Source organism: Exiguobacterium sp. SH3S1 (genome assembly GCF_004337105.1).
Taxonomy (GTDB): Bacteria; Bacillota; Bacilli; order Exiguobacteriales; family Exiguobacteriaceae; genus Exiguobacterium; species Exiguobacterium aurantiacum_A.
The window spans coordinates 1-23,748 of sequence record NZ_SJUW01000005.1 but is presented as its reverse complement, the minus strand read 5'-3'; the positions used below and the strand labels follow the sequence as shown (position 1 = coordinate 23,748).

The following is a 23,748-nucleotide window of genomic DNA, read 5'->3' as shown; positions in this document are numbered from 1 at the left end:
CTTCTTAGTTGTCATATTTGGCAATATCCGCTACAATGATTAAGTGACTATGAAGTCTGGACAATCGCGGGACGCAAGTCTTGAGGAAAGTCCATGCTCGCACAGCCTGTGATGGCTGTAGTGATCGTGCTACACGAAAAGATAAGTGTAGGCAACGCAAGTTGACGGCAGAAGAAGCACCTAAGTCCTCGGATACGGTGCAAGCTTCTTGAAAGTGCCACAGTGACGGAGTCTGTTCGGAAACGTTCAGAGTGGAACGAGGTAAACCCCACGAGCGAGAAACCCAAACTATGGTAGGGGAACTTCCTGACTGGAATCGAACGGGACGGAAGGCGCCAAGCGGCGCAGATAGATGATTGTCACTCCATCGTGCCAGGGAAACCGCTACGAGCACCGGAGTACAGAACATGGCTTACAGGGCAGCATAGTCTCAACTTACATTGACAAGGAGTTCAAGCAATCTTACTTGAGCTCCTTTTTACTTGACCATTTTACGCTTAACAATTACGAATTAGGAAAGTAGGGATCATATGGCAAAACGAAAACTGATCGCAACTGCAGCGATGGGCATCGAGGCGCTCGTCGCTAAAGAAGTACGTGACCTCGGTTACACGTGTGAAATCGAGAATGGACGCGTCTACATCGACGCCGAGATGGAGGATATTCCCCGTTTGAACATTTGGCTCAGAACGGCCGACCGCGTCAAACTCGTCGTCGCCGAGTTCAAGGCGACGACGTTCACGGAACTATTCGACGGTGTCGTCGACTTGCCTTGGACAGAGCTGATGCCGTGGGACGCCCGTTTCACCGTCGACGGCCGCTCGGTCAAGTCGCAGCTGTTCTCAATCCGCGACTGCCAAAAGATCACCGAGAAAGCGATCGTCGATGCGATGCAACGCGGCTACAACAAACCGGATGAATGGCTTCCGAAGACGGGTGCGATCTATCCAATTGAAGTCGCACTCTTGAAAGACGTGGCGACGATCACGATCGACACGTCGGGTGACGCGCTCCACCGTCGCGGCTACCGCGAGCTTCATTCGCAGGCACCGCTCAAAGAGACGATGGCCGCAGCGATGATCAAGCTGACGAACTGGAAGCCGGATATGCCGTTCTATGACGTGTTCACAGGCTCTGGGACGCTAGCGATCGAGGCCGCACTCATCGGTCGCAATATCGCACCGGGATTAAACCGTGAATTCTGTTCGCAAGATTGGCCATGTGTACCGAAGAAAGCTTGGTACGAGGCAATCAATGAAGCGAACGAAAAAGCCGAGTGGGACAAGCCGCTCAAGATTTACGGCATCGACCTCGACCCGCGCATGGTCAAACTCGCCAAAGACAACGCCGACCTCGCCGACGTCCGTGACGCGATCACGTTCGTCCACACCGATGCGGCGGCGCTCAAGCCGACCGAGGATTACGGGATCATCATCGGCAACCCGCCTTACGGTGAGCGGTTGCAGACGGAAGACGAAATCATCGAACTGTATGAGCGGATCGGGCAGCAATATGCCAAGTATCCGGGTTATAGCGTCTATATGTTGACGAGTTACGAAGACTTCGAGAAAGCCTACGGCCGCCCGGCGACAAAACGCCGCAAGCTGTATAACGGCAACATCGAGACGCAGTACTACCAGTTCTTCGGCAAGCGTCCGCCGAGACGTGCTGTCGAGCCGACTCCAGAAGGTAAGTAAGTCGTCATTGCACATGAATTGCACAATTTTTATTTTCTGTCATAGACACACGAAAACCGCTCTCTAGAGCGGTTTTTAGCTTGTTGACCAACATGATTGATATCGCTCGTCCTTCCGGCGCCCACGCTTTCCGCAGGCAATCCCGGAGCCGCATCGCGACTCGCGTCGCTGCTGGGTCTCCGTCGGATTGCTTTCCTGCAGGAGTCGGGGCGCCAGCGGACGAGCAACGCAAACGGTCGCCATCTGGCGGCCGTTTGTCTTTTTCTGAGGCCAAGACGGGCGAAGAAGAAACCCTGAATATGTTCTTCGCCGCCTGAGCCCATCTGGCCAATACTTGTACCGTTTCCGTAACTTTTAGTGAGAGGCTGCTGCTTCGCTTTCGGACAAAATCTGTAGCGTTCGATTATACTCTTCAGCCTGCGCGAGCATAGTGATTTCAAGCGTCTGGTCGAATTCCTGTTTGATGACGTTTGCGACCTCATCGATGTTGACCTTGAAGAACTCCTTTCGGAAGTTCACTTGGTTCACGCGCCGGTCGGCGAACCGTTTGTGGAGTTTGTTCTCGAGATTTGGAGCATCCTCCGAGAAAATCATGGCATGGATGTCGAAGGTGAATGGAACTGAGGCACTCCCGAGCTCACGGATCCGATCGAGCGGCTCCAGACGTCGCGTCATGCCGATCTTGTAGACATGCTCCCCGAAAGATCCGATGTTCGAGATGACATAGACGTAACCGGCTCGCGTATTGCGCTCGCGGTTCTCGATGTCTCCTTTAATCTCCTCGACTTCTTTCAGCTTGGCCTCGAGCTCGGCAATCTTCGCTTCGAGAGCCGTGCGCTCAGATTCGTTCGCATTCTCAATCTTGGTGCGTGCTGCGAGTAGGGCTGCCTTGAAATGGTTCTCTTCTTTCTCGACTTTCTTACGAGCCTCCTCGATTTCTTTCAAGACACGAGCTTCTTCTCGCATCTGCTCTTTGATGGCCTGCTGCTCTTCCTTCTCTTCTTGCTTCTTCACGCGGTACCTATGCATGATTTGAAGTTCTTGAAGTTTCAGTCTGAGATATTCGTCCGTCATGAATACAGACTGCATGTCGGTCAACGAGTTCAATTGTTTGAAGCTCTTCGCGATCCTGTCAATCGACCGGTCGTGGTTCGTATGCTTCACGCCGGCGATGATGACGTCGCATTCGTTGTTGAATGCTCGTAAAATCAACTTGATCGTGTCATTCACGAACTCTTTACCTTTCTTCTTGTCCCCGTCGACTGTATATCCGGATGGATGTGTCGTGGCGCGTTTTTCCTTAATCAATACCTTTTGTTTCGAGCGTACCGCGTCTAGCTTCGCTTTTAACATCTCGGAAGTATCTTCATCAGTCAGGTAACGAGGTGGGGAGAATAAGCCATGTTCGAGTGCAGACAACCGGCCTTCGTATTCGTTTATGCTTAGTCCGAGCTGATCACGCGTCCGTTTGAGTGTCTCAATTTCTTTTTCAATAGAAGAGCGCTCTTTCTCGATACTTTTTTTGAACTTGTCTAATTCGTCGCGCAGTTCAGTTTGTTTGATTTCATTATGCTTTTCTATGGTTTCGATTTCTCTTTTGAGATCGATGTATCGAACCTCTTCCTTTGTCAATTCAATTCGTTCAATCTCTTTCGTCAAACGCTCGACTTCCTCTCGGTTCTGCCGAGCGTTAATGATATCTTTCCACCAACCCATTCATTCCATCTCCTCTCAAATAAATTAAAATAGTATACGAAGCCACAAATTCTCATCTCTCATGTCCCATGTACGCTATCGAGTTTGACCTCGAGCAGAGACATGAACTTTTCAATGTTGTTCGAACCTATGCGTATTATTTTTATGTAACTATCTGCTGATTGTATCATGTAAGATTATTCCATTCCTTGATTTACAAATGAAAACCATTCGACAAAATAATATTACTTTGGGAAATATGTCAGTCGTTCAATATCAAATTTAAAACTACATACGAATATCGTTTTAACAAAAAGAAACGCTCTTCCTCTAATTAGAAAGAGCGTCACCACATAGACTATTAGATCGTCGTTTCGAAAAGTTGACTCACGCGGGGAGGTTACGTGTTATTCGCCGACCATTCCATCCCCGTCATTATCCCGCATATGCGGGTAGAGCCAGTGGTCGCTCGTGATCGGCATGCTGAAGCCGGCGTCTTTCGCTTCCTGGATCGTCACTTGCCCGTTCCCGTTCGCATCGACGCTTGATACGTCGCCAACCGGCTCTGCAGCAGGAGCGGGAGTAGCCTCCGGTTCTGGTTCACTTTCGGTCAATCCGAGCCCTTCGTTCACCTCGTCCGGGTTCACATTGTCGAACTTGTCGACGATGACATTGCCATTCAACGTGTATGTGTATTGATAGCTCGACGGGATTTGCGTCTCGGTATCCGGATACGTGATGATGGCCTCGAAATCGGTCGCTCCGCCCGCACTACGGATCACACTTTCCATATAAGCCTGGTCCCCGTGCCGATTGAGCGTGCTGTCTTGCGGGGTGATATTGAAGGCGTTAGAGACGCCCCCAAGCGAATCGGCGATGACATGTCCTTCATCTAACGAATGATGTTCAACGCCGGGGACTTTCGCCTCGTCCCAGTAGTAGCGTCCTGACGAGGTGACGTCCTCGCTCTCATCATCTTGTAGGATGATCTCGTCAGCTGTCACTTTCACGAGTTGCCCGTGATCGTTCGTGAACGCCCAATATTCACGGTCCCCGAAACCGACGTCGACGACAACATTCGCCTCGCGATGCCCAGACAAATCACCACCGTCGACTTCGACACGTTCATAGCCGGAGAAGCGATCGCTAGTCGGTTGTTGTTCCTCCGCTTCCGTCTCGACAGCAGGTTCTTCTTGTGAATCGGTCACTTCAACGGATTCTGCTTGAGACTCAGCCATATCGGACGATTCTTCTTGCGAATCGGTCACTTCAATCGTATCATCGATAGGAGACGTCTCTTCTTCGGTGCTACATCCGGCCAGTAGAAACATCGCCAGCGGTAAGGCTAAATAAGTAAATCGTGCTTTCATTTAAAAACTCCTTTAATCACTTGGTACATACTTGTTCATTCTAGGAATCTTTGAATGATTATACAAGGCTTAAGATTGGAAATTGTAGGATTTCTGAATATATATAACATGAACGATTTGACTAGGTGTACTTGAAGCGTTTCAATCGTTCGGTTACAGGTTATACATACGTATACATAGTGGAGAGGAGACGTCTCATGCAACTATACACGATTGAATATGCGTTTCAAGACAAGGAGCAGACGACACGAACGTGTGAAGTCGAGCTTGATCGAACGCCGGACTTGAACGATAACGAGCAACTCGCTGATCTTTATCAAATCGTATCGGACGCCATTCGTAAGCCGATCACAAGTTTTGAAATTTTAGCGGTCCATTAAATGAACCATCGACCCCGGGCCGACGCTTTGGGGTTTTATGCAGTCAATCGAAAGAGGAGTGATGTTGAAATGAAATTAGTCGTTGTTGGTTTAGGTGATGTTGCCAAGAAAGCGTATTTACCGGTCTATGCCGGGCTAGATGGGGTAGATGTTTATCTTGTCTCGCGAGATAAGGAGAAAGCGGAACAACTCGTCCGTCAATATCGATTCAGCGGTCACTTCCGAACGCTTGAGGACGTCCCGCTCGGTGAGATGAATGCGGTGTTGATCCATTCGACGACGTCAGCGCATGCCGGACAAGCCGAGTACGCCCTTCGGCAAGGCGTCCACGTCTTCATTGATAAACCGGTCACGTTCACGCTCGAGGAGACCGAACGTCTCGTCCGGCTCGCAGACGAGCACGAGGTCGAACTCGTCACCGGCTTCAACCGTCGTTTTGCGACGGCGACGGCGGCGCTCAAAGAAGTCGAGAACCCGAACCTCGTCTTGATCCAAAAGAATCGTACATATCAGCCGGCGACGCTGCGTGAGTTCATCATCGAGGACTTCGTCCACGTCGTCGACACGCTCCGTTACTTGACCGGTCTCAATCCGGTCGAGGATTTGTCTGTTCGGACGCGTTATGAAGGGGATACGCTCAAGCAGCTCCAGATCAATTTCACGGCCGGCGGCGTCGAGGCGGTCGGCATCATGAACCGGGACAACGGCTGCACCGAAGAAGTGATGGAAGTGATGTCACCGGGTCTAAAACGCGTCTCTCGAGACGTCGAGCGCGTCTACGACTTTACGCCCGACGGCATGCTCGAGCGCGCCTTGAGCCCGTGGGAGTCGAATTTGACGCGGCGCGGCTTTACGACGATGATCGACGCGTTTCTCAAACTGTTGAACGGGAAGCCGAACGGTTGTGTTCGCGCCGAGGACAGCTTGACGACCCATGCCCTTTGTGAACAAATACTAGACGCGGCAACACGGTGACGAAATCGTTTCTGGCGGGGCTAGACAGGGTAAGAACTCCCTAAAAGGAGGGGATGCGCAGTGGATGTCCGTGAATTGGTCATGCAAGCGAACGACCTGTTATGGACGTATGTGCTTATTTTTGTATTGATTGCCGGTGGGATCTACTTCACGATCCGGATGGGATTCGTGCAGTTTAGAATGTTGCCGGAAATGTTCAAGTTATTGTTCATCAAAGGGCTCAAACATGAGAAAGGGCAAGTATCCTCGTTCCAGGCGTTCGCCATCGGGACAGCGGCACGGGTCGGCACTGGAAATATCGCCGGTGTCTCGACCGCGATCGCGCTCGGTGGGCCTGGGGCCGTGTTTTGGATGTGGCTCATCGCCTTGATCGGTTCAGCCTCGGCTTTCGTCGAGAGCACGCTCGCCCAAGTGTACAAAGTGCATGACGGCAAGGCATGGCGCGGCGGACCAGCCTATTACATCGAGCGGGCGCTCGGTCAACGTTGGCTCGGGATCGTCTTTGCGATCCTCATCACGTTCGCGTTTGGCTTTGCCTTTAACTCCGTGCAAGCGAACACGATCGCGCTTTCTGTCAATAACGTCTTCGCCATCGATACGGTCTGGGTTGGTGTTATCTTGGCCGTTGCGACGGGGATCGTCATCTTCGGCGGGATCCGGTCGATCTCGACGCTGTCCGGGATCATCGTCCCGATCATGGCGGGTGGGTATATCTTGCTCGCGCTCTGGGTCGTGCTGACGAATCTCGACGTCGTTCCGGCCGTGTTCTCGGCCATCTTCTCAGAAGGTGTGCTAGGCTTCCAAGAATTGTTCGGCGGGGCCGTCGGAGCGATGGTGCTTCAAGGTATACGGCGCGGCTTGTTCTCGAACGAAGCGGGGATGGGGTCGGCGCCGAACGCCGCCGCGACCGCCGAGGTCAGCCACCCGGTGAAGCAAGGGTTGATCCAATCGCTCAGTGTCTTCGTCGATACGCTGTTCATCTGTACGGCGACCGCGATGATCGTCTTGATCTCCGGAGTTCCCGGTTCTGAAGACTTCCAAGGTATCGAGCTCGCGCAAGAGGCACTGTTGACGGAGATCGGACCGGTCGCGACGACGCTCATGACGATCGCCATCCTGCTGTTCGCCTTCAGCTCGATTTTAGCGAACTATTACTACGGAGAGACGAACATCGAGTTCATCTCGGAACGGAAAGTGTATGTTGTCATCTATCGTATCGCCGTGCTAGGGATGATCATGTTCGGCTCGGTCCGCTCGGCCGGACTCGTCTGGTCGATCGCCGACATCTTCATGGGATTGATGGCGCTCGTCAACATGTACGCCATCTTCCGTCTCAGCAAAGTCGCTAAGCTGTTGCTCGACGATTACGTCGCCCAAAAACGGTCCGGACGGGATCCGGTGTTCTCGCGCGATGACGTCGATCTGCCGGGCAAGGAACATCTCGAGGCGTGGGAATCGAAACGAGAACACATCAGTTAAGGACGAGGCAAGAATAGGCAACGACTGTCGTATTCTTGCCTTTCAAGCAACAATATTATTATTTCACATACCGCATTTATATTAAATAAATTACGAAAAGAGTAAACAGCATGATACAGACGTTTAAAGTTTTATTCAAGCGCTTTTTTGCCGAACGTTTTTTCGATCAAGCCGCGATGTTGGCTTATTATTTCATCTTGTCGACGTTTCCGTTCTTACTGTTCGTCCTCGGCATTGTTGGATGGCTCCCGTTCACGAGCGGGGACGTCATCTCGGCGCTGTCCCTCGTCATGCCGGAAGCGAGCTACCGACTGCTAGAAGGGAACATCGAGGCGATATTTGATGACTCGAGGCTGCGTCTGGCGTCGCTCAGCATTTTGCCGGCACTGTGGATTTCATCAATGGCTGTCCAGTCGCTCGTCCGATCATTGAATGATGCGTATCGCCTCATCCGGAACAAGTCGTTCTTAAGAGGGGCTCTCCAGGACATCGCCGTCACACTGGCGCTCATGTTCGTTTTGCCGTTCTCATTGGTCATCCCTGTCGTCGAGACCGCGTTGCGCGAACTGTCGACGCGGATCATCTTTGTCGACGACATCGTTGCGGGATATGCGCAAATATGGTTTTACTTCCGCTGGGTCGTCGGGACGCTCGTCATGTTTGGTGTCTTCCTGCTCGTCTACAAATGGCTGCCGAGTCATCGCGGGACGTTCCGTGACAGTTGGGCCGGAGCATCACTCGCTACTATCGGCATATTGACAGTTTCCAACGTCTTCAGCTACTATTCTCAATATGCCAACTACGAACAGTTTTACGGTCAGCTCGGTGCGTTTATTATCTTGTTGGTTTGGTTTTATTTGGCGGCTTCCATCATCCTCCTCGGAGGGCTATTGAACGCCACGCTCATTGAACAAAAAGAAATTTCCGATTGACCTGCAAATGCTTGTTATCATTCAACGATTGAGGGAATGATACCGTTAAGACACATCTTTTAATCGGAGGTGGGAAACATGGATATGCAACGGCTCGTACACAATCGTCGTTTCATCGATCAAACATTGTTTTACCTCGCCTTACAATTATGGAAGTGGGTCATGTTATTACCGGTACTCTTTTATTTGGATATCTCAATGAGTACCGCTCCATTTTCGCAATACTTGATGGTCAGCCTCCTGCTGTACGTCACGTTTCGTGTCATCCAATACGTGGTCGCCAGCCGGGCTTCCTTGATGGAGCTGTTAGAATTCGGCTATGCGGTCTTGTCGCTCGTGCTCGTCCTGTTTTTACTGATCGAGCTCTCCGCTTCTCCTGGTGCCATCGCTTTGATCGTCGGAGTGTTCTTGGTCCACCCGTCGTTGGCACTGCACCACTATCGTGACTTCACGGAACGAAAGTGGTTGAACAAGCAGTTCCAGCTGTTCAGCCCGATGCTACGGGAAGGGGAGGTCCCCGTTCACGTGCTCGTCTTGACCGAAGATGAGATCGTGATCACGGCCGAGAGCGGCAAGGAGTTCACGTATCGACATATTTACTGGGGTGGCTTCTATTTCGAAAACGTCTCATGAAGGTGGTAAGGTGATTGAATAATATAATTGTTATTGTGTTTTGGGTTGTCACGTTCGTCGCTTTTTTTAAAGGGGCTTACGACATGTGGCGCGAGTACCGTGCCACGAAACAGAAATCGGTGCTCTACTTCCTGCTCGTCTTGATCCTCACTTGGTTTTGGTTCAATCCCTACGAATTGACCGCGCTTCATCCGTTCGTCTTAATGGCGTATTATTGGAACCGAAATCGATGGATGAGAAATGCCATGCTCGCACTCGTGCTCGCCACGTTCTTACTCCAACTTTGGGTGATGGCGGGGACGATGTACTAAAGAAGTACAACCGACAAAAAACGCTCGACCCGTGAATTGGGTCGAGCGTTTTTATGTGACTTAATCTTTTCTAGCGGCAGCAAGTTCTGTTTCCATTTCACTGAACTCACGGCTGATCCGTTTTTGTTCGCGTTGGCTCGTGAACGTGCTGACGAGAACGATGGCAAGCATACTCAAGAAGAAGCCTGGCACCATCTCATAGATGACGCTCGAGAGTCCCGTGACGATCCAAAGGATGACCGTGATGGCACCGACGAGGATACCGGCGAGTGCGCCTTGGCGAGTCATCTTCGTCCAATAGAGCGACAAGAGGATCGTTGGACCGAAGGCCGAGCCGAATCCGGCCCAAGCATAACCGACGAGCGTCAAGATCGTGTTCGATGGGCTGAGCGAAATGAGTGTCGCCACGACACCAACCGTCAATACGCCGATTCGACCGGCGAGTACCATTGTTTTATCGCTTGCATCTTTGTTGAAGAACTTACGATAGAAGTCTTCAGTCAACGCCGACGACGTAACGAGCAATTGCGACGATACAGTCGACATGACGGCTGCGAGGATCGCTGCGAGCAAGAATCCGGTGATGAACGGGTGGAACAAGACGTCAGAGAAACGGATGAACACCGTCTCCGGGTCTGCTAGCGGATTGCCTTGACCACGGAAGTAGGCGATACCGACGAGGCCGGTCATGACCGCACCGATGATCGAGACGGTCATCCAGCCCATACCGATCCGGCGTGCCGCCTTCAATGATTTCACATCTCTGATCGCCATAAAACGAACGATAATGTGCGGTTGGCCAAAGTAACCGAGTCCCCAAGCGAGGAGACCGATGATCCCTAGCGTTGTCGTCCCTTTAAACAAGTCGAACAGGTCGGTGTTGATCGCTGTCGCCGTGTTGACGGCGTTCGTCATGCCACCGACGTCTGTCAAAGCGACGAACGGTACGAGTACGAGTGCGATGAACATGATGACGCCTTGGGCGAAGTCTGTCCAACTAACAGCAGTGAACCCACCGAAGAGCGTGTAAAGAATGACGACGCTGATCGTGGCGATGACACCGGTCTGATAGTTGATCCCGAACGAGCTTTCGAACAACTTCCCGCCAGACACAAGTCCAGCTGACGTATAGAACGTGAAGAAGATGATGATAACGGACGCTGATAGGATCCGTAGCCAGTTCGAGTGATCTCGGAACCGATTCTCTAAAAAGTCAGGAATCGTGATCGAGTCATTTGCCATCTCCGTGAAGACACGTAGACGGGGAGCGACTAACAAGTAGTTCAAGTAAGCTCCGATGACCAATCCAACGGCTAACCAAATCGCTGATAATCCTGTGGCATACATTGCCCCCGGAAGACCCATTAACATCCAACCACTCATATCCGAAGCTCCGGCTGACATGGCGGTAACACCCGGCCCCATTTTGCGGCCGCCTAACATATAATCTGATGAGTCGGTCGTTCGCTTATAAGCGACGTAACCGATAGTTAGCATCATCACGAGGTAAAGCGCGATGGATACCCATTCTTGCCATAACATTTGATTACCTCCTGTACGCTTTCAATGTTGTTCAACAGTTTTGGTTTGAAATGTGGGAATCCTCCCATAAAGATGACGAACCCAAACTGATAATCCGAACTTGTCACTAACCTTAACGGACCTTCAGAGTGATTGCAAACTGTCATCTTTTCATAAAAACGGCTCTAAAGCCTATTATACCAACGGATAAGCAAGGTATTTTTCATTCAAAAAGTTTAAATATTCTGACGATTAGAAATATTGAGGCAATGCCTCTGTAATCTCCCTGTAATATAAGCGGCTGTTTTGAAGACGAACACGCCACAAAAAAAGACCTGAACCGATCAGTTCAGGTCTTCGTCATATGTAACGTTCATTCAGCCTGACGTCCGAATGCGAGTTGTTCGACGAGCCGCATCGTCGGGAACGTCTGTCCGGAACGCGCCTGCATCGTCACGAGCGCGTACTGCTTGCCTTGATGCTCCATCAAGAACACCATCGTGTAGCCCGATTCGTCGGTATAGCCGGTCTTCGTCGCCTTGACGAGGTCCGAGTAGTGGATGCTGCGGCTGTTGATCGCCGACCCGAGGTGATACCACCATCGTCGCTTCATCAGTCCATCTTTGTCTTCGAACTTCGCCTCGTACTCATACGTTCCAGCGATTTCGATGAGTTCGGGATACGTCCCGAACGCATAAGTGATTTTAGCCATGTCGCGTGCCGTCGTATAGTGGTCCGGGTCCGAATAGCCGTGGGCATTTTTGAAGTTCGTGCCAGTCAAGCCTAGGACGCGGGCCCGTTCATTCATCAGTTCAACGAATTCCGCCGTCGAGCCGCTCACGTACTCCGCCAAGCTATTGGCGGCATCGTTGCCTGATTCGAGCAGTGTCGCGTAGAGCGCTTGCCGGACGGTCAGGCGGTCGCCGACGGCGAGATGGACGATGTGACTGTCCCAGGGGATGTCGAGCGTCGTCGCGTACACTTCGACGACGGGGCGGTCCAGTTCGCCGGAGACCGCCGCTTTCTCATAGGCGAGCAATGCCGTCATCAGCTTGGTCGTACTGGCCGGGTATACACGCTCCTCCCCGTGTTTGTCCAACAAGACGACACCGTCCGTCAAATCAACGAACGTCATCGCCCCGACAAGAACCTGTTCCGGGTCGGCGGTCAAAGTGGAATCTTCTGCCCATTCTTGGATCGGGATATCCGGGAAAGATGGACCTTGTTTGACCGGTTCGACCATCGGCGCCTTCGGATCAGATGTCACCGGTGTTTCTTGCTTGAAGCCGATGAGTGCCGGAATGATCGCGATCATTCCGACAAGCATCAATCCGGCAGTCAAGCGTCTCATTATATAGGTCTGTCTACGATGTCTACGGGTACGTTTCACTTTGCAATCGCTCCTTCATAGTTTACTTTTCTACCATAATGGATGTCGGGCAATGAAATCGTCTTTAAAATCGAGAAACAGGTCAATATTTATCGAGTGATGAAACAGAAGGGAATGGGTATACACATAAGCAGACACGTTCATTCCTAAAGGAGGTATCATCATGCATCGCTATCCATTCACGAATTCATTGTGGCGACAACACGATCGCACCCTACAGTATCCACGACTCGAGAGTTCCGTTTCTTGTGACATCGTCGTCATCGGGGCGGGGATCGCCGGACTCGTCACCGCCTATGAGCTTCAGAACCGGGGCAAGCAGGTCGTCCTGCTCGAAGCGATGGAAGTCGGCCGCGGCACGACCGGGCACACGACGGCCAAATGTTCCGTCCAGCATGGCGCCATCTATTCGAAATTGATGCAGACGTTCAATGAAGAGACGGCACGTCTTTACTATGAGTTCAACGATGAGGCACTCGACTATTTGAGACGTCAAGTCGAAACCGGATTCGACATCGATTACGAACTGAAAGATTCATATCTCTATACGATCGACAGCTCGAGTCAGCTCGCCTCCGAGATCGAGGCGTATCAAAAAATCGGGTTGAATGGTGGGGATGCGACGAACGAGGTCAACGCAGTCTTTCCATTTCCGGTACAACAAGCAGCCGTCATCCGCGACCAAGCCCAGATTCATCCGGTGAAATATTTGAACGAACTGGCGCGTCGCTTTGTCGAAGCGGGCGGGAAGCTTTATGAGAAAACACGGGCGACGGAGATCAGCCAAAGTCCGCGTCCGATCATCACGACATCGACCGGGCGCCGTGTCCAAGCCGATCAAGTCGTGGTCGCGACGCATTATCCGTTCAACGACATCCGTGGACTATACTTCTCGAAATTTGAGGTCGAACGATCCTACATCGTCGCTTGCGAGACGAACGGTCCCGTGCCGGACGGCATGTATTTGAGCGTCGATTCGCCGAGCCGCTCGTTCCGGACGTTCGATGACGGCGATCGCTCGTACGTCCTCGTCGGAGGGGAGGGGCATCTGAGCGGTCACGTGACAGAGACGCGCACGCGCTACGACCGGTTGGAGCAGTTCGCGAATGATGCGTTCCGCGCTAAAAAATCAAGTTTCCGTTGGTCGTCCCAAGACTTGATCACGTTGGACCATCTTCCTTACGTCGGTCAAATGTTCAGTCGTGAACCGGACATCTTCGTTGCTACCGGATTCGCCAAATGGGGTATGACGAACGGGATCGCATCCGGACTGTTGCTCGCCGACCTACTGACCGGTCACGAGAACCGGTTTACCGAACTGTTGGATCCGCTCCGTTCGAAGTTCAAACCGGCGGATGTCGGTCAGTTCTTGAAGACGAATTTGGACACAGCTGCCCAATTCGTCAAAGGAACGCTCGAGAAGCCGGGATCGCTCGACGACCTCCAACTCGACGAAGGTGGGGTCGTTCACGTCGATGGCAAGAAAGTCGGCGCTTATCGGGATCTCGACAACAACTGTCATCTCGTATCGACCCGTTGCACGCACATGGGTTGCGGCGTCAATTGGAACAACGCGGAGCGGTCTTGGGACTGTCCATGTCATGGATCGCGCTTTGACACGCAAGGAAACGTCCTTGAAGGTCCGGCGACGAAGCCGCTCCACTATGAGCGAAAAGTGGATGTGTCGAAAGAATAGGCATTTTTCGTCACATCGATTAAAGTAGAGAGGTAAGGAAACAACTGTCATAGGGGTGGGAATCAGATGGAAATTACAAAGCAATGGCGTGAACATTTCAAACAGTTACGTGCGTTCGATGAGGCGATCTCGCTACTATATTGGGACATGCGGACACAGATGCCGGAACAGTCGGCCCCGCTTCGTGCCGAGACGATCGGTTACTTGTCGACAGAGGCGTTCAAACGTCAGACGAGCGATTCGTTCGCGGAACTGCTCGCCGAGATGACGGCGACCGAAGAGTTGACACCGACCGAGGTCCGCTCGGTCGACGTGGCGAAGATGCAATATGAACGGAACGCCAAGATCCCTCCGGCGGAGTATCAGGCCTACGTGACACTTGTCTCTGAAGCCGAGACGGCATGGGAAAAGGCGAAAGACAAGAACGATTGGGGCACATTCGCCCCGTATTTAGAAAAAATCGTCGCGTTCCAGCGTAAGTTCGCGGAATATTTCGGATATGAGACGCACCCGTACGATGCGTTGCTCTATGATTACGAACCGGGTATGACCGTCGAACAACTCGACGAATTGTTCCAGACGCTACGGGACGAGCTCGTCCCGTTGATCCGTCAGTTGAAGTCGAGCAAGCATGAACTCGACTGGTCGATGGAGGCGGCGGTGCAAGAACAGATCTGTCACGATTGGATGCGGGTCGTCGATTATGACTTGTCCCGTGGTCGCCTCGACGCGACCGTGCATCCGTTCGAGATCACGATCAACCGCCGAGACGTGCGGATCACGACGAAGTATGATGAGTCGGACTTCCGCAACGCCCTGTTCGGGACGATGCACGAGGCGGGCCACGCGACGTACGAGCAACAGATCGACGAGGCGCTCGATGAGGTCGGACTCGGGGGAGGCGCATCGATGGGTATCCACGAGTCACAGTCGCTCTTCTTTGAAAACTTCGTCGGGCGTAGCGAAGCATTTTTACGCAGCGTCTATCCACGGCTACAAGAACGGCATCCGGCGTTTCAAGATATCGACTTCGATACGTTCTACGCGGGCGTGAACGAGGCGAAGCCATCGCTCATCCGGATCGAGGCGGATGAACTGACGTATAGCCTCCATATCATCATCCGCTACGAGCTTGAGAAGGCACTCATCCAAGGTGATTTGACCGTCGCCGAGCTGCCGAGCGCTTGGAACGAGAAATATCGAGAGTACTTAGGCGTCGAGGTGCCGAATGATGCGAAAGGTGTATTGCAAGACGTCCATTGGGCCGGAGGTTCATTCGGCTACTTCCCAAGCTATGCGCTCGGATTGATTTATGCGGCGCAGTTGACCGAGACGCTCAAATCGGAACGGTCCGACTTTGAGACGTTAGTGCATGAAGGCGAGTTCGGTCCGATCAAACAGTGGCTCGAGACGAACGTCCATCGCCACGGCAAGTCGCTCACCCCGAACGAGCTGATCAAGCAAGTGACCGGGGACGATATCTCGGTCCGTCCGCTCGTCCGCTATTTGACGAAAAAATACGTCACCGAGTAAGGAGTCTTCCGATGAAGCTATTCGCGCACCGTGGGGTGATGAACCAGTTCCCGGAGAACACGATGGCGGCGTTTCGCGCGGCGCTCGCCGCCCATGCCGACGGGATTGAAACGGACGTCCACTTGACGAAAGACGGTCGCCTCGTCTTGATTCACGATGAGACGATCGACCGGACGACAGACGGGTCGGGTCGTATTGCCGAGATGACGTTGTCCGAGCTCGGACGATACAACGCCGGTGTCTTATTCGACCTCGAGGAGCGCATCCCATCGCTAGACGACCTGTTAAAATTGGTAAAAGAAACGAACGTCTGTCTCAACCTTGAAGTGAAGACGGACATCGACCGGTACGAGGGGATCGAAGACCGACTCGTCGAGACGCTGCGAGCCCATAGATTCCCGGCCGACCGCGTCCTGTTCTCTTCCTTCAATCATGAGACGCTCTACCGGTTGAAGCGGTTAGCACCCGAGTACGAGTCTGCCGCGCTCATCGCCCAACCGCTGTTCGACTTGGCCGGTTACTTGAACAAGTTAGGGGCGACAGGCGTTCATCCAAGTGTCCGAACGATGACCGATGACGAGATCAAGCTCATTCAACAGACCGGTGTCAAGGTCCGTCCGTACACGGTCAAGACGACCGAACAGCTGAAACGGTTCGAACGGATCGATGTCGATGCGGTCTTCGTCAACGATATCGAATGGGCCCGAGCACATTTAACCCCGTAACATGTCGTTACGGGGTTTTTAAATTTATGGAAACGGGAAGGAAGACTATGTAAAGAAAACGGCAACAACCAAATGTGCCGACTGGCATATTCGAAGCACACCGTCATCTTTACGCCATTGTCCTGTTGTCTTAAGTTTAAGATGTCACCAGCTACATAGCAATCAGATGTAGCACACTATGCAGCATCGCATCAAACTTGTCGTATGCAGTCAATCGGTCAACCCAAGGAAAAAAAGGAGGAAATTTCACATGAAGAAATTGATGTCTTTACTTGGTACACTCGCTCTAGCGTTCGCGTTCATCCTGCCAGTCAGTGCAGATGGACACGAGAACGCGATGGTCCGTGTGCTCCACGCTTCGCCTGACGCCCCTGCGGTGGACGTCTATGTCAACGGTGAAGTCGCAGTCGAAGGCGCGGAGTTCAAAGCGCTTACGGATTACTTGACACTACCGGCTGGTGACTACAACGTCGAAATCAAACCAGCAGGCGACACTGAGACAGTCGTCGTCGCAGCCGACCTTTCAATCGAAGCTGGTAAATTCTACACAGCGGCAGCGATCGGTCAACTTGCAAACATCGAGATCGCAGCGATGGAAGATGACGCCAACTTTGAAGATGGCAAATCGAAAGTCCGCGTCGCTCACTTCGCACCTGACGCACCTGCAGTCGATGTAGCTCCAAAAGGTGGAGACCCACTCTTCTCTAACCTCGAGTTCAAAGCAGTCAGTGACTACGGTACACTCGATGCTGGAACGTACGATCTTGAAGTTCGCCCAGCTGGCGCGACTGACGTCGTAAAAGCGCTTGACGGCGTCGCCCTCGAAGGCGGTAAAAACTATACGGCATTCGCAATCGGCCTTCTTGAAGGGGAACCGGCTTTCGAAGTACTCCTCGCAGCTGATGGTGGAGAAATGGCCGAAGCTCCTGAGACTGGTCAAGGCGGTCTCGCTCAGACAGCTTCAATGAACTGGTTGCTAGCAGCAGCAGTACTTGGCGCAGCAGCAGCTGGCTTCTACGTCTTTCGTCGTCAGAAACAAGACGCTTAAGCTACTTTTGATCGGAACGTTCTCGTTCCTCATGGTAGCACCAGTAGCGGATGCCCCGGACGTAGATGCGAAACTTTCAACTGTCGGATTCGCAGAACCGCTCGTGTTGGCCGCTACTGAAATCGATCGTCAGTCCTTTCACACCGAGACGTTCGTTCCAGAACGACTGAAGATTCCGTCTATTGAAGTCGATACTGTCATCCAACCGGTCGGTAAAGACCGATACGACCGGATGGACACACCGGCTGAAGCAGACAAGGTCGGCTGGTATCGTTACGGGGCGAAAGCAGGAGCGAAAGGCAACGTCGTCTTATCCGGACATTTAGACGATTTACAAGGCCCGGCCATTTTCGCTAATCTTGATCAAATACGACTTGGAGAGCAGGTGACGCTCCAACGTAACAAGCAAGTGATCGAATATGAGGTCGTGTCAGTCGAACGGTACCGGGTCGAAGATGTTCCGCTCGCCTCGATTTTCGCGGCGACACAATCGGTTCGTCTTCAACTCATCACGTGTGCGGGTCCTTATGACCCAGAACATGGGTATCGAGACCGGATCGTCGTCACGGCGATTGTTAAGCAATAGCACAATTTTTCAACTCGGGATGAAAATCATCCCGAGTTTTTTGATATATTATAAACTGTCGGAAAATTGATTGAATAAATTGACGGGGGATTTAACAGAGCGTGCTAAAAAGAAAACACATCGCCAATGTAGGACTGTCCATTATTTTTTGGTTAATCAGTTATGAGAGAGTTGGAATGGCAGCGGCAGTTTCCTACTTGCGATCGGCATATATTTGACTTGGCAGTTCGTGTTAGGTCGTGACTCAGTGAAAGAGAAACGGGAACTGAGTAAGAAAATGAGAGAAATGTGTCTCCATAATGAGCAAGACTTATTTTTTGAAGAGCACCGAAGATGGAATGAAAAGATGAGGGCGCGTGAACAGGCAGCCGATCAGGCGCGGCTAGGTGAATGAATCTGATATCTAAAACAAGCAACAGGTCCCGATGATTCGGGACCTGTTGCTTGTTTTAAGTCGTATTCACTATAAAGTCTGGTTCGCCTTAGGCGTCCATGCGGTCGAGCAACTTCGAGAGAAGGACCAATTCTTCGTCTGAAAAATCGTCGAACACGTCCATCAAGTATTCGATTTTCATGTGTTCGAGCGTTTCGAACAAGACACGGCCTTCCTCTGTCGCTTGAAGTTCGACGACACGACGGTCGCGCTCGCTGCGTTCGCGCGAGATCAAGCCTTTTTTCGTCAACTCATCAGCAAGGGCCGTGATCATCGAGGCCGAGAATTGAAACTCGTTCGATAAAGCCGAGGCGATTTGTGGACTATTTTGACAGAGCGATCGGAGGATGAAGAATTCGTTACGCGTCAAGTATTGCGAAAACATCGAGCGGAGGTTCTTTTTCACTCCGCGGTAGTTCATGCGAATCCCACGCTCAGCGTCTGCGACGAGCTGGCGACGGGATGCCGTGTGTACAGGTGTTGTCATCCTCGAAAGTCCCTTCTATAAAAAATCATTATTTGCATATATTTCAGTACATAGAAACATTCTACAACAAAAACATGAAGTCTGTAAAGTTATGATGGCTCTTCTTGGATACGCAATTCTTGAATGATTTCGTCGTAATGCTTCAAGTCCGGATAAAACCGACGGAAGAAGAATTCGATTTGTTGATCATCGCCTTCCGCGAGCAGTTTGGCGAGGACAGCATAGACGACGCCCATCCCTTGACGCGGCAGCAACGAGGACGGCAGTAGCGTCGCGCATTGAACGGCTCGATTGAAGTAACGATCGAGCGTATCCCTCAAATCTTGGAACGTTCGGATCTCGGCATAATGGAACATGCGCGTCAGCTCGACGATGGTCGACAAGTCGGTCTCGAGCAGCCAGTCGCTTTGGAAGATGGCGTTATCAAGCTTCTCGACGGTGACGTCGTTGGCGATATAGTAGTTCAAGTTATCGCGGGTGATCGTGACTTTTTCCGGTGACTCGACGATCCGTTCGACCGTCTCTTGTTCGAACGTGCGCAACTGTTTGCGAATATTGACGAACTCCGAGTCCGCGATCTCGAGCAGTCCGGCGACACGGCTGAAGCTGCGCTTGATCTCCGGTGGGACCGCGTTCGGATTCTTATAACCTAAATCGTGCTCGATCTCGGCCCAGGCGTGCTGGAGGATCGAGCGGACTTGGATCTCGGCCTCTTTCTCCTCAAAACGGCGATATTCACCGAGAGCGAGCCGTTTATCGCTCAATCCGACGACGTAATGGACGGACAGGTATCCGAACTCGTTCGGGTCGAGCAACGTCGACTTGTCGATCGACTGCTCGCGGTCGATTCGAAACTCTTCTTCAAGAATATGGGCGACGGCGCGGACGTCATCATGAAAATAAGTGACGATCCGGATCCCGGCCAAATCTTGGACGTCACGCAGCGACCGGTACTGGTACGGCTTGCGGGACAGTTTCGCATATAGGCTCTCGGCTTCTTTCGCTCGGGCGACGATCGAGTGGAACTGGATCCCGGCATCGTCCAACAGTTCGCTCAGTAGCGACTTCAGCTTGGCGGCGAACGCCTCATAGTCCTCTTTCTCATTCATATAGTCGAGCATGATTGTGTTCATATCCTGTCTCGGCATCTCAATCACTCCTTGTCTCATTGTTCTTATTATATCATCAATGAAAACTTGATAGCACGGCGGTACTTCCCGGTTGATATGATACAATACGTCAGAGAAAAAGGGGAAGGGAGAATGTTATGAAAGTGTCGCATACGTTCAAATCGCCTGAGCGCGAGAAACTTGAAATCGTTTCGGGCCTGTTGCAACAGGCCGGGTACAAAGTCTCGAAGCTCAGTTCGCAACCCGAGCTGTTCCGGATAAAAGTCGGACGGGAAGGGGTGGAGACCGAAGCCGGGGAGCGACAGCGCATCCAAGGGCTCATCGACCACTTCGAAATCGAATATTGGTCTTACACGATACATTGACCTCTTGTTAATAAAACGATTCGTCCAATCGGGTTTTATGACTCACTTTTCGGGAATAGTATATTATTCGATTTTAGAAAGCGAATGTTTAGGAGGATGAAAGATGTTAGAAACGAGAATTGTGCCAGATATGACTTCGGTCGACCATGAAGTGAATGGAATGGTGTCGGGCGGATGCGTCAATGAGAGCATTTACTTATTTGCCAAAGATGAAGAATTGACGATTCGACTCGCTGCCGAAGCGGGTGTGCAGCCTTACCGCATCACCGAGAAAGGCATGTGGGAATCACTCGTGTCAAAATTCACGAAAAACTCGGATGACCGCCTAGACCAGCTCGAGAGCCTCGGGTTGACGAAGCAGATGGTCGAATCACTTGAAAGTGAGATTCAGGACGGTAAAATCGTTCTCGTTTGCTACAAAGGTTGAGTGACATCAAAAAAACGGACCTGACAAATTTGTCAGGTCCGTTTTTTGATGTCACTTCGTATCGTAGTAGGCATCGACGATCCGGCGGAGCGACCGTTCATCCAAATCAAGCGGCTTATAGCCAGCATCGGCCAAAAGTTGCTTCGTATTTTGATCGTTGAAGACGATATTACGATTTAAATAAGGATTGAACACTTTCACCATCTCGTTGAACGTGTGCTCAACGTTGCTGAGCTTTGAGGATTGAGTCTCGGTGATCTTGAGATGCGGGAACGCGAGCGCCTGCTTCATATACTCGAGCATCGTCTCGTTCCGGGGCGGGGCATCGTTCGTCACGTTATAAATCATGTTCGGGCGGGCGTGCTCGATGGCGGCGAGCAACACGTCGGCCACGTAATCGACCGGCACGAGGTTAGACGTACCGGTCTCCGAGCCGAGCAGACGGATCGGTTCGGCCGGGGCACCTCGACGCTCGAGGCGGCGCTTGAACACCTCGAGGGCGCGCATGTAACCGTACATCGTGAACTTCGAGTCGGCTTCCCCGGTTTTCGAGTCGCCGACGATGATGGCCGGCCGGAAAATGGAGACGGCGAGGTCGTGTCGGGCCGCCCATACTTCGCGTTCGGCATGGGCCTTGCTCTCCTCATACGGATTATGGAACGGTTGGTCCGTCGCATATAGCGTCTCATCCCCTGCTTCACGAGCCCCGAGCGTGTAGGCCGTGCTGACATGGAAGAAGCGGGGGCAGTGCAACGCCTTCGTCAAAGCGAGGGCCTGTCTCGTCCCCGTCAAGTTCGTATCGAACAGCTCCTCGCGCAATTCTTCGTCGAATTTGACGAGCGCCGCCATGTGGAGCACCAAATCGAATTGATCAACGTTTGATTGGATAAACGCCTCGTCCGCTCCAAGGAGCGGAGCCGTCAAATCACCGGCGAGCACGTCAATCGAACGAAGTTCACTCTTCGTAAACATCGCCGTCACTTTCTGTGGCGTTCGGGCCAAGACGCAAAGTCGGTGTCCTCGGGCAATCAGTTCGCGGGCGAGCCGCCCTCCTAAAAATCCGGTCGCACCGGTCATAAATATATTCACAGCGTTCTTCCTCTCTGTTCAGTCTCTACCCATCATACCAAGCGTCACGAGAATGAGCCACTTCGAACTCAGATTTTTATAGCAGCATCAACGGTCTACGCGGTCCGCCACGAGTAAAACAAACGCGCGAGCGGGGCCGCGCACTTCCTTCCCGAGCAGCGTGCTCATCGATGCCGAGACGCTAAAATCGAAAGAATAGGGGTTTAACTTTTTAAAAAGTAGGTTATGACTTAAGGAGAAGCGTACGTATGGTACGTCATGACAGTGATGACCTGTCAAATAAATTAAGTGAGGTTTTTAAGAATCATGGCAAATCTATTCGGAACTGATAAGGACGGCAATAGGAAGAAGCAAGAAGAGATTGAAAAAACGGTCCAAGAGAAAGGGATTACGCAAATCCACATGTATTTCTCTGACGTGATCGGAGACTTGAAGCTGTTGACTCTTTCTGCAAAGTTGTTGCCGGAAGTTTTTGAAGGGAAGACGATGTTCGACGGCTCGTCAATCGCCGGTTTTTCTTCTATCAAAAACTCAGACCTATTCTTGAGACCGGATTTAGATCGACCACGCTACGAACAAGACGGTGACGAGAGCATCCTCGCTTTCTTCTGTGACGTCTGCACACCAGACGGCGAACGTTACGAGTTCGACCCGCGCAACGTGTTGAAAGACGCGTTAGAGCGCGCTGCCCGTGACGGTTACTCCATCTTCGTAGGGGCCGAACCAGAATTCTTCATCTTTGACGAAAACGGCGAGTTTTATGACGAGGCCGGTTACTTCTCGACACGTTCAGAAGATAAGGGCTACGAAGTACGCCAACATATCGCCAACCGCTTGAGCGAGGTCGGCTTCAACATCGAAGCGGTCCACCACGAGGTCGCACCGGCCCAACACGAGATCGGTATCAAATACGACACCGCCTTGCACACGGCGGACAACATCCAGTTTTTCAAGGAAGTCGTCCAGCTCGCGGCGCAGGAAAAAGGGGCAAAAGTATCGTTCTTGCCAAAACCGCTTCGTGACGTCAACGGATCAGGGATGCACTTGAACATCTCGGTCTGGAACAACGATAAAGATGGCAACCCGGTCGATAACGCCTTTGAAGAGCCGAAGTCTGACTACGGGCTCTCGCTCACGGCCCGCCACTTCATCGAAGGGATCTTGAAGCATGCCCGGGCGACGGCCATCTTCACGAACCCGCTCCCAGAATCATACGAGCGCCTCGTCCCAGGGTTCGAGGCACCGGTCAATATTTGTTGGAGCCCGTCGAACCGTAGCTCGATGATCCGCATCCCGGCTTCACGCGGCAGTTCGACGCGTGTCGAGGTCCGTAACCCCGACCCGAGCGCGAACCCGTACTTGGCACTGGCGGCGCTCATCTACGCCGGTCTTGAAGGGATCGAGCAGAAGATCGAGCCGTCGGCACCGAACGAGGACGACTTGTTCGAGTACTCGGCGAAACAGATCGAGAGCCAAGGTATCTCGTCGCTCCCGGCGACGTTCCATGAGTCGATCCAAGCGTTGAAGCAAGACCACTTCCACGACTACTTCAACCACGACATGATCGACCGTTACTTGTCGCTCATCCAAGTCCGTAAGTAATCCGATGGATAATAAAACGCCATTCCTCGCGCGAGAGGGCACTGAAAAACCTCCGCTCTATCCGAGCGTGAACAGAAAAAAAGGGCGATTGGACCGACTCAAGTCGGGACAATCGCTCTTTTTCCTTGCCCTTATCCTGTTTTTTCTTTTGAGAGGGTGATGATCCGCTTCAGGTTTACCGCGATGATCGCCATCACGCTCTGTAACGTCATGCCTTTCAGGTCTGACGTTTTGTTTCGCGCCA

General features: G+C 52.0%; 22 protein-coding genes and 1 other RNA gene. 16 read left to right on the top strand and 7 right to left on the bottom strand.

Annotated features, from left to right (window positions below; all coding sequences use genetic code 11):
• Window positions 1–52: 52 nt before the first annotated feature.
• Window positions 53–420, top strand: an RNA gene (rnpB, locus tag EVJ26_RS06885) — RNase P RNA component class B.
• A 110-nt stretch (window positions 421–530) separates the two neighbouring features.
• Window positions 531–1,697, top strand: coding sequence for a THUMP domain-containing class I SAM-dependent RNA methyltransferase (locus tag EVJ26_RS06880; protein ID WP_131470161.1), 1,167 nt, complete (start codon window positions 531–533; stop codon window positions 1,695–1,697).
• A gap of 354 nt (window positions 1,698–2,051) precedes the next feature.
• On the opposite strand, the gene EVJ26_RS06870 is transcribed toward EVJ26_RS06880, so the two are convergent.
• Together EVJ26_RS06870 and EVJ26_RS06865 are read right to left on the bottom strand one after the other, a co-directional pair.
• Complete coding sequence (locus EVJ26_RS06870) at window positions 2,052–3,413, bottom strand: SNIPE associated domain-containing protein (RefSeq protein WP_131470159.1); 1,362 nt, start codon at window positions 3,411–3,413, stop codon at window positions 2,052–2,054.
• Between the two features lie 386 nt (window positions 3,414–3,799).
• Window positions 3,800–4,762, bottom strand: coding sequence for a DNA/RNA non-specific endonuclease (locus EVJ26_RS06865; RefSeq protein WP_131458077.1), 963 nt, complete (start codon window positions 4,760–4,762; stop codon window positions 3,800–3,802).
• A gap of 197 nt (window positions 4,763–4,959) precedes the next feature.
• Here EVJ26_RS06865 and EVJ26_RS06860 point away from each other — a divergent pair, with 197 nt between their 5' ends.
• From EVJ26_RS06860 to EVJ26_RS06835, 6 genes are all read left to right on the top strand, one after another.
• Window positions 4,960–5,142: a hypothetical protein gene (locus tag EVJ26_RS06860; protein WP_016509062.1), complete on the top strand. Its 183-nt coding sequence runs from the start codon at window positions 4,960–4,962 to the stop codon at window positions 5,140–5,142.
• A 69-nt stretch (window positions 5,143–5,211) separates the two neighbouring features.
• Window positions 5,212–6,117, top strand: coding sequence for a Gfo/Idh/MocA family protein (locus EVJ26_RS06855; RefSeq protein WP_131469448.1), 906 nt, complete (start codon window positions 5,212–5,214; stop codon window positions 6,115–6,117).
• Between the two features lie 60 nt (window positions 6,118–6,177).
• The gene (locus tag EVJ26_RS06850) at window positions 6,178–7,596 is read left to right on the top strand and encodes an alanine/glycine:cation symporter family protein (RefSeq protein WP_236634163.1); all 1,419 of its coding nucleotides are present in this window, start codon (window positions 6,178–6,180) and stop codon (window positions 7,594–7,596) included.
• A gap of 110 nt (window positions 7,597–7,706) precedes the next feature.
• The gene (locus EVJ26_RS06845) at window positions 7,707–8,528 is read left to right on the top strand and encodes a YihY/virulence factor BrkB family protein (RefSeq protein ID WP_131458079.1); all 822 of its coding nucleotides are present in this window, start codon (window positions 7,707–7,709) and stop codon (window positions 8,526–8,528) included.
• Window positions 8,529–8,606: 78 nt separating this feature from the next.
• Window positions 8,607–9,161, top strand: coding sequence for a hypothetical protein (locus tag EVJ26_RS06840; protein ID WP_070327215.1), 555 nt, complete (start codon window positions 8,607–8,609; stop codon window positions 9,159–9,161).
• Between the two features lie 14 nt (window positions 9,162–9,175).
• Window positions 9,176–9,472: a hypothetical protein gene (locus EVJ26_RS06835; protein WP_236635523.1), complete on the top strand. Its 297-nt coding sequence runs from the start codon at window positions 9,176–9,178 to the stop codon at window positions 9,470–9,472.
• 60 nt (window positions 9,473–9,532) lie between these two features.
• Here EVJ26_RS06835 and putP read toward each other — a convergent pair whose 3' ends face one another.
• Together putP and EVJ26_RS06825 are read right to left on the bottom strand one after the other, a co-directional pair.
• A complete protein-coding gene (gene putP / locus EVJ26_RS06830; RefSeq protein WP_131458080.1) occupies window positions 9,533–11,014 on the bottom strand; it encodes a sodium/proline symporter PutP in 1,482 nt (493 codons plus the stop codon).
• Between the two features lie 352 nt (window positions 11,015–11,366).
• Window positions 11,367–12,344: a D-alanyl-D-alanine carboxypeptidase family protein gene (locus tag EVJ26_RS06825; protein WP_131470158.1), complete on the bottom strand. Its 978-nt coding sequence runs from the start codon at window positions 12,342–12,344 to the stop codon at window positions 11,367–11,369.
• Between the two features lie 202 nt (window positions 12,345–12,546).
• Here EVJ26_RS06825 and EVJ26_RS06820 point away from each other — a divergent pair, with 202 nt between their 5' ends.
• From EVJ26_RS06820 to EVJ26_RS06800, 5 genes are all read left to right on the top strand, one after another.
• The gene (locus EVJ26_RS06820; RefSeq protein WP_131458082.1) at window positions 12,547–14,079 is read left to right on the top strand and encodes an FAD-dependent oxidoreductase; all 1,533 of its coding nucleotides are present in this window, start codon (window positions 12,547–12,549) and stop codon (window positions 14,077–14,079) included.
• A 66-nt stretch (window positions 14,080–14,145) separates the two neighbouring features.
• A complete protein-coding gene (locus tag EVJ26_RS06815; protein WP_131470157.1) occupies window positions 14,146–15,612 on the top strand; it encodes a carboxypeptidase M32 in 1,467 nt (488 codons plus the stop codon).
• An 11-nt stretch (window positions 15,613–15,623) separates the two neighbouring features.
• On the top strand, window positions 15,624–16,337 hold the full coding sequence (locus EVJ26_RS06810) for a glycerophosphodiester phosphodiesterase (RefSeq protein WP_131469455.1): 714 nt from the start codon (window positions 15,624–15,626) through the stop codon (window positions 16,335–16,337).
• A gap of 250 nt (window positions 16,338–16,587) precedes the next feature.
• Window positions 16,588–17,385, top strand: a complete 798-nt coding sequence (locus tag EVJ26_RS06805; protein ID WP_070327221.1) for a DUF4397 domain-containing protein — start codon at window positions 16,588–16,590, stop codon at window positions 17,383–17,385.
• Window positions 17,330–17,971 carry a class F sortase gene (locus EVJ26_RS06800; RefSeq protein WP_236635522.1) on the top strand — a complete coding sequence of 214 codons (642 nt, stop codon included), beginning with the start codon at window positions 17,330–17,332 and terminating at the stop codon, window positions 17,969–17,971. Before EVJ26_RS06805 ends, EVJ26_RS06800 begins: the two co-directional genes overlap by 56 nt.
• A 482-nt stretch (window positions 17,972–18,453) precedes the next feature.
• On the opposite strand, the gene EVJ26_RS06795 is transcribed toward EVJ26_RS06800, so the two are convergent.
• Together EVJ26_RS06795 and EVJ26_RS06790 are read right to left on the bottom strand one after the other, a co-directional pair.
• On the bottom strand, window positions 18,454–18,891 hold the full coding sequence (locus EVJ26_RS06795; protein WP_131458085.1) for a MarR family winged helix-turn-helix transcriptional regulator: 438 nt from the start codon (window positions 18,889–18,891) through the stop codon (window positions 18,454–18,456).
• 89 nt (window positions 18,892–18,980) lie between these two features.
• Window positions 18,981–20,039, bottom strand: a complete 1,059-nt coding sequence (locus EVJ26_RS06790; RefSeq protein ID WP_236634165.1) for a GTP pyrophosphokinase — start codon at window positions 20,037–20,039, stop codon at window positions 18,981–18,983.
• Between the two features lie 119 nt (window positions 20,040–20,158).
• On the opposite strand from EVJ26_RS06790, the gene EVJ26_RS06785 reads away from it, so the two are divergent.
• Window positions 20,159–20,386, top strand: coding sequence for a hypothetical protein (locus tag EVJ26_RS06785; RefSeq protein ID WP_131458086.1), 228 nt, complete (start codon window positions 20,159–20,161; stop codon window positions 20,384–20,386).
• A gap of 103 nt (window positions 20,387–20,489) precedes the next feature.
• Entirely contained in the window at window positions 20,490–20,813 is a 324-nt protein-coding gene (locus EVJ26_RS06780) for a YflT domain-containing protein (RefSeq protein WP_236634166.1), read from the top strand.
• Between the two features lie 51 nt (window positions 20,814–20,864).
• Here the strand turns inward: EVJ26_RS06780 and EVJ26_RS06775 are convergent, their stop codons facing one another.
• Window positions 20,865–21,902, bottom strand: a complete 1,038-nt coding sequence (locus EVJ26_RS06775; protein ID WP_131458087.1) for an SDR family oxidoreductase — start codon at window positions 21,900–21,902, stop codon at window positions 20,865–20,867.
• A 306-nt stretch (window positions 21,903–22,208) separates the two neighbouring features.
• On the opposite strand from EVJ26_RS06775, the gene EVJ26_RS06770 reads away from it, so the two are divergent.
• Window positions 22,209–23,504 carry a glutamine synthetase family protein gene (locus tag EVJ26_RS06770; RefSeq protein WP_131458088.1) on the top strand — a complete coding sequence of 432 codons (1,296 nt, stop codon included), beginning with the start codon at window positions 22,209–22,211 and terminating at the stop codon, window positions 23,502–23,504.
• The last annotated feature ends 244 nt before the right edge of the window (window positions 23,505–23,748 follow it).